The 7,757-nt window shown below is 40.2% G+C and carries 10 protein-coding genes; 4 read left to right on the forward strand and 6 right to left on the reverse strand.

What is annotated here, in order from left to right; translation table 11 throughout:
- From WC407_RS14835 to WC407_RS14860, 6 genes are all read right to left on the reverse strand, one after another.
- Positions 1 to 1,023, reverse strand: a 1,023-nt coding sequence (locus WC407_RS14835; RefSeq protein ID WP_373023424.1) for an efflux RND transporter periplasmic adaptor subunit, incomplete at its 3' end; no start/stop codon positions are given.
- The gene (locus tag WC407_RS14840; RefSeq protein ID WP_373023425.1) at positions 1,016 to 2,164 is read right to left on the reverse strand and encodes a TolC family protein; all 1,149 of its coding nucleotides are present in this window, start codon (positions 2,162 to 2,164) and stop codon (positions 1,016 to 1,018) included. The genes WC407_RS14835 and WC407_RS14840, both read right to left, overlap by 8 nt.
- The gene (locus tag WC407_RS14845) at positions 2,161 to 2,484 is read right to left on the reverse strand and encodes a hypothetical protein (RefSeq protein ID WP_373023426.1); all 324 of its coding nucleotides are present in this window, start codon (positions 2,482 to 2,484) and stop codon (positions 2,161 to 2,163) included. Before WC407_RS14845 ends, WC407_RS14840 begins: the two co-directional genes overlap by 4 nt.
- Before the next feature lie 77 nt (positions 2,485 to 2,561).
- A complete protein-coding gene (locus WC407_RS14850; RefSeq protein WP_373023427.1) occupies positions 2,562 to 2,870 on the reverse strand; it encodes a hypothetical protein in 309 nt (102 codons plus the stop codon).
- Between the two features lie 16 nt (positions 2,871 to 2,886).
- On the reverse strand, positions 2,887 to 3,270 hold the full coding sequence (locus tag WC407_RS14855) for a DUF302 domain-containing protein (RefSeq protein ID WP_373023428.1): 384 nt from the start codon (positions 3,268 to 3,270) through the stop codon (positions 2,887 to 2,889).
- On the reverse strand, positions 3,260 to 4,387 hold the full coding sequence (locus WC407_RS14860) for an SO_0444 family Cu/Zn efflux transporter (protein ID WP_373023429.1): 1,128 nt from the start codon (positions 4,385 to 4,387) through the stop codon (positions 3,260 to 3,262). Before WC407_RS14860 ends, WC407_RS14855 begins: the two co-directional genes overlap by 11 nt.
- A gap of 85 nt (positions 4,388 to 4,472) precedes the next feature.
- Between WC407_RS14860 and WC407_RS14865 the strand changes: the two genes are divergently transcribed.
- The 4 genes from WC407_RS14865 to WC407_RS14880 all read left to right on the forward strand — a co-directional run bounded on the left by WC407_RS14865 (position 4,473) and on the right by WC407_RS14880 (position 7,546).
- Positions 4,473 to 4,790, forward strand: coding sequence for an ArsR/SmtB family transcription factor (locus tag WC407_RS14865; protein ID WP_373023430.1), 318 nt, complete (start codon positions 4,473 to 4,475; stop codon positions 4,788 to 4,790).
- A gap of 124 nt (positions 4,791 to 4,914) precedes the next feature.
- The gene (locus WC407_RS14870; RefSeq protein ID WP_373023431.1) at positions 4,915 to 5,070 is read left to right on the forward strand and encodes a hypothetical protein; all 156 of its coding nucleotides are present in this window, start codon (positions 4,915 to 4,917) and stop codon (positions 5,068 to 5,070) included.
- A 16-nt stretch (positions 5,071 to 5,086) separates the two neighbouring features.
- A complete protein-coding gene (locus WC407_RS14875; RefSeq protein WP_373023432.1) occupies positions 5,087 to 5,230 on the forward strand; it encodes a hypothetical protein in 144 nt (47 codons plus the stop codon).
- Between the two features lie 180 nt (positions 5,231 to 5,410).
- Positions 5,411 to 7,546: a sugar phosphate nucleotidyltransferase gene (locus WC407_RS14880; protein ID WP_373023433.1), complete on the forward strand. Its 2,136-nt coding sequence runs from the start codon at positions 5,411 to 5,413 to the stop codon at positions 7,544 to 7,546.
- Positions 7,547 to 7,757: the final 211 nt, after the last annotated feature.

Genomic DNA, 7,757 nt, shown 5'->3' on the forward strand with positions numbered 1-7,757 from the left:
GCGTTCACCGGCATTCAACCCTTTAATGGCGATATATTGGTCGTCTTTAGCAATGATTTCCACCACTCTCGCTTCATAGGGGGCTTTTTCTTCCTCATGCTCATCGTTCTTTTCTTTTTTTACGTGCGCTTTAGTAACAGTCGGGACAAAGACAACCCATTCGTTTTGAAAAAAGGTGAGTGCCGATTTTTTCACCGCGAGGTAGTTTTTATCTTTTTGGGTATAGATGGTCGCCCCGACATACTGATTCAAATACAACGATGAAGATTTATCCAGCGAGGCTAATGCACTGATGCGCTGAGTTGCTTCATCAATACTCGGCAATACACGATTGATTTGTCCATATAGCACAGAGGGTGTATTACTTTTCACCAAAACCTTTTGTCCCTTTTGCACCTGTACCGAATATTTGAGAGGGATAAAACATTGCAGATAAAACGCATCGGCGTTAATGATGGTTGCCATTACTTTTTCGTCTTTGATAAATGCACCCACTGGTTCAAGAATCTCACCGATTCGTCCTGATGCAGAGGCATAGACATAATGGGAATTACCGTTGTTTGTCAGTGATGAGGGGTTGACGTTAGAACCTTTGAGCTGGACTTCGATCCCTTTGATCTGAGAAAGCAGTGCATCCCGCTCTATTTGTTTGGTCGTCATTTCCTGCCGCGAGAGCATCCCCCGTTCATACAATGCCTTATCCGACTGAAAATTTTTATCGAAATGGGCGTATTGGGTTTTTAACGACTGATAATCGATGGAAAGTTTGGAGAGGGCAACCGAACGCAACCGTGCGATTTTATCCCCTTTTTTAACCGTATCACCGGCACGGACGTAATATTCTTCGATGTACCCTTCCAGCGACGTTGTAATTGCATGTTGGTCATTCTTTTGCACAATTACTTTGGCGTTTACGTCAATCATGGCACCAAATGGTCGTGATTGCACGGTATCGGTCGGTATTTGTACTGCACCAAATAGTGCTACAGAAAAGAATAATGCGCTCAGTGATATTTTATTCATTGTAAGCTCCCTGAAGGTAGTTGTATTCGATGGTAGAACGATTCATTTGTGATTGGAGAGAAATGATCTCTTCTTGCGTTGCAATACGGCGATTCTTGATCTCATAGAGTTCTAAAAGATTAACATTAGCAATCGCATAGGCGTCTTGATACATCCCCAAGAGTTCTTGAGCGTTTTTAAGATTTTCTTTGCGTTGTTGCAAAAGTGTTTCAAGAGACGTGATCTCTTTGGTCAAACTTTTTTTTCGAAGCCCAAGACGGTCATTTTGTGCTTTGAAAAACAGTGCGTTTTGGCGTATTTGAAGTTCTTGAATCGATTTTTCTTCGCGCTTCGTGTTGAAAATCGGCAAAGGGATCGAAACTCCTGCACGGTAGATATTTTGATCGGGCTCTTTTTCGTATTCTCCAAATACCCCAATTGATTCGATGATATGAGTTTCGAGTTTTGCCTGCGATGCTTTAAGGTCATTTTCCGATGTCAATAACGCTAAATCAGGATTTAATTTCTCATCCCCAAAACGAATGAAATCAGTATCAGCGTCAACTGCAATTTCTTCACTAAACCCAGCGTATTCACGTAACGCGTCATAGCTTTTTACCGCTTCTTTTTGGGATTCAGCGCGATTGGAGAGAGCATCGAAATACGCAACATCGGCTTGGAGCATTAGTGCCTTAGATAAAGTGCCGTTAGCATAGCGTGCTTTAGAGACATCATTAATGTTTTGAGCAATTTTCAATTCTTCGTTGGCAAGATTCAATAATTTTTGATTTTGCGCGTAATCGACATACAAAAGTGAAAGCTCTTTGATAAAGCGGGATCGCTCAACCGCAACATTGGCTTTGGCATTGCTTGATAACGATCTGGCAATGCGTTCTTTGTCTTCACCTACACCCCATATACGAACCGGTTGATTGAGTCCCAACCGATAGCCATTATCGGACTTAAATCGGGATCTTTCCACTTCGAGAGTAGGATTCTCATAACGGGTCAGTTTACTTCCTTCAAGTATGGCTTGATCAGTTCTTAATGCTGAAGCATTCAAATAGGGACTTTTTTCGATAGCCTGTTCTAAAAAAAGATCAAAACTCTCTGCTATAACTGCCGCTGAATACAGCGACAAAGAAAGAATAAGCTTAATCATTTTTTTTCTTTTTTCAGGAAGGCACCGTCGAGAGCATTGACTTCCAAACGATAATTCGCAGTGCGTACATCGTAGTAGAGGATTCTACCTCTATGGGTTAATTTTTTACTGGTAATTTCTTCTCCGGTCTCTTTTTGAACCAACTGCTCCAACTGCTTTTCATCGACTTTATGAATTCGGTGCATTTCCTGTTTGGCTTGAAGCTGTGCGGAAGGGCGAGAGTTAGAGGTGTGAATCGACATATGTTCCTGTACAGTCATTTCCGCTGATTGTGCGTGTAATGCAAAAATTAATGTGCTAAGTGCGAATATTATTTTCATGACTAATCCTTTAATACTGTTAATAATTTGCCAAAAAGGCTGTTTTAATGATTATTGTTTTTTGAAAAATAGGAAAATTAAACGGCTATTGGAGGACGAAAATTAGAAGGGGGATTATGGCTGATATAATACTCAGAGTTATAAATCGGTGCAAATGTATGGCTCTCACATTCGACAAGTTGTGTCTGAGCAGGGAGAATAAAGCTGATATGAAACATATATCGAATATCGCATAAATCCCCACAATGCGTAGGTTGAGAAAATTCTTGAACATATTGTTGGATGCTACAATGACCTTTCTCATTGCTCTCAATAACAAAAGCATTCACAATTGAGAAGCTAAATGAGAGCAACAGTAGTATCGTCCAGAAATTACGTTTTTTCATGATGGATGATTATATACTATTCCCAGCTGTTTATCAATGCCTGAAGTTTGCTAAAAAGTCCTGTCATATGGCTTTTTATCGTTTCCTCAAGATTGAAATTATGCACTATATCTTCCATACCTATGGTGCTTATGACCGTTTGACCGTTATCGTCATAAATTGAGATGCGACAAGGAAGAAAAATAGACACTTCCGGATGCAAACCAAGAATGGCTTGTGCCCCGCTTGGATTGCATAGCTCGAATACGGTAATAGCTCTCTCAATCGGAAAGCCTTTTTCATGTAAAAGATCTTTAAAATTATACTCTTTGAGCACACCAAATCCATACTCTTTTGCTTTTGATGTCATTTGCTCTTTAATCTCACCAATCGAATACTTTGTCTCGTGCTTATAAATCATTGTTCTTGTCTCCTGTATTTTTGATTTTACTAGGTCTGATATAGGGCTTCGTGATGAAATAGAGCACAAATCCCCATAAAATCGTACTGCTTATCCACTCGATCAATCCGGGGTTTTCATCGATATGGATAATTTCGTTGACATTAACACCGTCTAACAAATAGTCCAATCCAAAACCAAATAGAATACTTCCGATACCGATGGTCACCAAATAAATAGTGAGGATTTGAGTACCCATCATTTTTTTGACAACGCCAATTGTTACCGTATTGGTTGCAGGTCCGGCTGAGAGAAAGACAAAAGCGGCTCCGGGTGAAACACCTGCGAGCATAAGCCCCGCCGCAATAGGTAAAGAAGCTGTCGCACACACATACATCGGTATCGCAATCGCAACGACGATCAGATAAGAGATCCAATGATAGGTAATCAATATGTCGCTTAAATTTTTGGGAATTGCCACCGTTATCAATGCACCGATAATAAGTCCAAACAATAGTGGCTTGGCGATATCGCCCAGCAAAGTCACAAACGCATAGTGCATCGCATCGATAAAGGAAAAACGTTTTTTCGCTTTGGGTTGACCGCATCCACAATCATCGGCAGAACATCTTTCATTATTAGGTAATGTACCAACTAAAACCGTGGATGGGTTAACCGGCTTTGAGTGTGCCATAGTGAACAATGGTTGAGAGTTCTTTGATTCACCGGGAGCTTTCAGATTAGTAATTATTCCTGCTATCATAGAGATAATAATGGATGTAACAACTCTGTAAATTGTAAAAGCCCAGCCGAACATTCCATAAGTTGCCAAAATTGAATCGACTCCGGTAATAGGGGTAGAAATCAAAAAAGAGAGCGTTGCCCCGTTACTTGCACCATTTTTTTTGATAGAAGCGGCTAACGGGATCACCCCACAAGAGCACACGGGTAAAGGGATACCAAATAAGGTAGCTTTGATTACGGAAGCGATAGAGTCCTTTCCTAGATGTTTGGAAACCAATGTTTCAGGTACCATTTCATGTAAGATTCCAGCGAAGAGCAGACCGAAGAGTATATAAAAAGCCATTGCATTGCTCAAATCTACTATAGCATCAATGAAAAGAACAATATGTTCCATAAATAACCTCTTCTTACGTTATAATCATATAACTTTAATGTTATATAACGAGATTGTTATATAAAAAGACTTAGAAGAAGGTTAGATGGAAAGATTGGTTCAATTATCAAAAATATTTAGCGATATTAATCGGTTGAAAATACTAATTTTTCTTTTAAGAGATAAAAGAGTGTGTGTATGTGAGATTTGTGACACGTTAGAACTTTCACAGCCGCTCGTCTCCCGACATCTTAAGCAAATGCGCGAAGCCGGTATTCTTGATTCAATGCAAGAAGGAAAATGGGTAATTTATTCTTTAACTGCAAATCCTGATTCTACTTTACAATGTTGGATTGAAGAAGCACGTAAACAGATCTCATCTTTACCAAAATTAATATCTTGTAGTACAAAACCATATTGTTAAATTTACTTTGTTAGAATGCCCACTCATTCTCTCTAAATCTATAGATCTTATAATGAATGAAGAGGGAGAAGATTTTATCCGTCGATATATTATGGATGGAAGTGCGACTTAGCGCATAGTAAAAGTGATAACAAAGATTAAAGATGATTTTGCTGAGAAACTGGATATTCCAGATTTAGCCAAATTGGTCTCCATGAGTGAATCATCGCTCTATCATAACTTCAAAAAGATTACGACAATGAGTCCATTACAGTTTCAAAAAAACACTTCGGTTGCATGAAGCAAGACTCAGATTAATGTCAAAAGAGATCGACGCTTCCCAAGTTGCATTTGACATCGGATATGAAAGTCCATCGCAGTTCAGCCGAGAATATGCGCGAATGTTTGGTTTTCCTCCAAAAGCTGATGTAAAGCGGGTAAAGGGTGATTGCAGATTTTAGAATTTTATAAAATTTATTAGATGAAAGACACTTCAATCACAGCTAGGAAAATGAACTCTAAAAGCTTAAAGAATACGATTTTAAGCAAACTTTAAAGCGCATGGGAAGAAAAATCCCTTTGTAGGTTTACACCCAATATTTGATTATCATAAAGCCAAAAACTCCAAACTTACCATCACCCTGACTTCGGTCGATAATCCGTTAGAGTTCGGCGTCGTCATCGCTAACGAAGAGGGGAGAATCGAGAAGTTTCTTGAAAAGCCGAGCTGGGGAGAAGTATTCAGCGATACGATCAATACCGGTATCTATATTATCGAACCTGAGATTCTCGATTATATCCCTAAAAATGAAAATTTCGATTTTGCCAAAGACCTTTTCCCAATGCTAATGAATAAAGGAATCGAACTTATAGCAGGATATGCAGAGGGATATTGGCGCGATGTCGGGAATCCAGAGAGCTATCGTGATGTATATGAGGATATCCTCAGCAAAAAGATTAATCTCAGTCTCGGAGGAGAACCTCATAAGTATCCTGAGTCTATTTCACTGTCCGAAGAAGATACTGCCATCGATAAAAGTGTCGAGATCGTAGGGATCGTCGTAGTTGGGAAAAACGTTACGATCAAAAAAGGGGTTAAGCTGAGCAATGTCGTGATCGGAAACAATGTCACGATTGCTCAAAATAGCAAAATTAAAAATACGGTGATATGGAACGACGTTATAATTGGAAAAAATGCCAAGATGGACGGTTGTATTATCTGTAATGATAACCATATCGGTAAAAACTTTGCCGCAAAAGCGGGGATGATACTTGCCGAGGGATGTGATATTGGTGAATTGGTTAGTATCGAAAAAGATATTACCATCTGGCCAGACAAGGTGATCGAAGATGCTTCCATTATCAGCCACAGCGTTATTTTGGGAAGTAAATATAAAAATTCAATTTTTGAAAATGGGATGGTTATCGGAAAGTCCAATGTCGAACTCTCCTGTGAAATGGTGACCAAGCTGGCGGAAGCATTCGGCGCTCAACTTCCAGTAGGATCGACGGTACTGGTATCGCGAGACAACGATAAAAGTTCGCGAATGCTGAAGAGGGCATTTCTAGGGGGTCTCCTTTCCTCCGGTATCAACATCGTCGATTACAATGCGATTCCCACTGAAATAATGCGATGCAGTCTCTCATCGATAGACGAATACTGCGCTGGAGTCTATTTTCACCAGAAAATCGACGATCCCACCAGTACCGTCATTACATTTTACAATCATGAGGCACTCCGGATCAATAGCGATATGGCCAAAAAAATCGAAAAAGCATTTTTCAAAGAGATATTCCGGCGGGTCGATTATGAACGTATCGGACAAATCATTGAGCTTGACCACAAAAAAGAGTACGGCCAGTATAAAAAAGAGATGGAAGAACTCTTGCAATCGCATATGTTTAAATGCATCGACTGCCGAATCGCCGTGGACATGATGCACGAGATGGCATCGGACGTTTTCCCCGATATCCTTAATGATCTCGGGATCGATCATATCCTCTTCAATGCGTACCGTGATGAACAGAAACTGTTTAATATTAAAGCCCTTTCCAAGCGCTCCTACGAGGATATGGGTTCCGTCATCCGTGCACTTAAACTGAATGCCGGATTCATGATCTATCCGCACGGTCAGCGTTTAGAGATCATATGCGACGAGGGAATCCCACTCACAAAGCAGTCGGCCCTGTATGTAGTCATGACACTGCTGAATATGGAAGCCAAAGCTCTCGGAACGACCAAGCGGGTCTTCCTACCCTCCTGGGCAGCCGATATCATCTATTTTGACCATCTGGAGACCGAGCGGGGGCAATATTCCAATTTTAAAACCGCTCAGATGAAAAAATACGATTTAATTGCCACCGGTGAAGGAAATTTCACTTTTACCGAGTTTGCAACCCACCGTGATTCAATGTATGCGACGCTGAAAATACTGGAGATGATGGTTCATCACCGTGTCAAACTCTCCAAACTGATCGATGCCCTGCCCAAGTTTTTCTACCGCAGTTTCCAGATTCCCTCTTCTCAGGCGATGAAAGGAAAAATGATGCGTATGCTCCTTGATGACGCCAAAGGAAAAGAGTTTTCGACCCTTGACGGTGTCAAAATATGGCTGGATAAGAACGACTGGATACTGATGATCCCTGATCAGTACAGTGATCATCTAAACCTCTATATACAAGCCGAAAATGATGAAAAGGGCCAAGTAATTCATCAATGCTATACCAGTAAAATCGAAGGATGGATGAAATTGAATCAGCCTAGAAATTTAGAATAGACGGAGGAAAAAATATTATTTGTATTTCCTATTTTTCGATGGATGTATATATGGTACGTTTTATATTCACAATGCGAATCAAAGAAAGGTGAATATAAGGCGAATATAGCTATCTTTCTAGCAAGATTTATTGATATTTATCGACACAATTCATTAGGAGAGAGAATGAGACTTATTACAAATCCGATACTTTCGACAGGTGCGGCCATCC

The organism is Sulfuricurvum sp., from assembly GCF_041651515.1.
Taxonomy (GTDB): Bacteria; Campylobacterota; Campylobacteria; order Campylobacterales; family Sulfurimonadaceae; genus Sulfuricurvum.

Excerpts from the sequence above, each read along its gene's own strand:
- WC407_RS14840 (WP_373023425.1), bottom strand. The coding sequence starts at position 2,164 with ATGATTAAGCTTATTCTTTCTTTGTCGCTGTATTCAGCGGCAGTTATA.
- WC407_RS14845 (WP_373023426.1), bottom strand. The coding sequence starts at position 2,484 with ATGAAAATAATATTCGCACTTAGCACATTAATTTTTGCATTACACGCA.
- WC407_RS14850 (WP_373023427.1), bottom strand. The coding sequence starts at position 2,870 with ATGAAAAAACGTAATTTCTGGACGATACTACTGTTGCTCTCATTTAGC.
- WC407_RS14855 (WP_373023428.1), bottom strand. The coding sequence starts at position 3,270 with ATGATTTATAAGCACGAGACAAAGTATTCGATTGGTGAGATTAAAGAG.
- WC407_RS14860 (WP_373023429.1), bottom strand. The coding sequence starts at position 4,387 with ATGGAACATATTGTTCTTTTCATTGATGCTATAGTAGATTTGAGCAAT.
- WC407_RS14865 (WP_373023430.1), top strand. The coding sequence starts at position 4,473 with ATGGAAAGATTGGTTCAATTATCAAAAATATTTAGCGATATTAATCGG.
- WC407_RS14875 (WP_373023432.1), top strand. The coding sequence starts at position 5,087 with ATGTCAAAAGAGATCGACGCTTCCCAAGTTGCATTTGACATCGGATAT.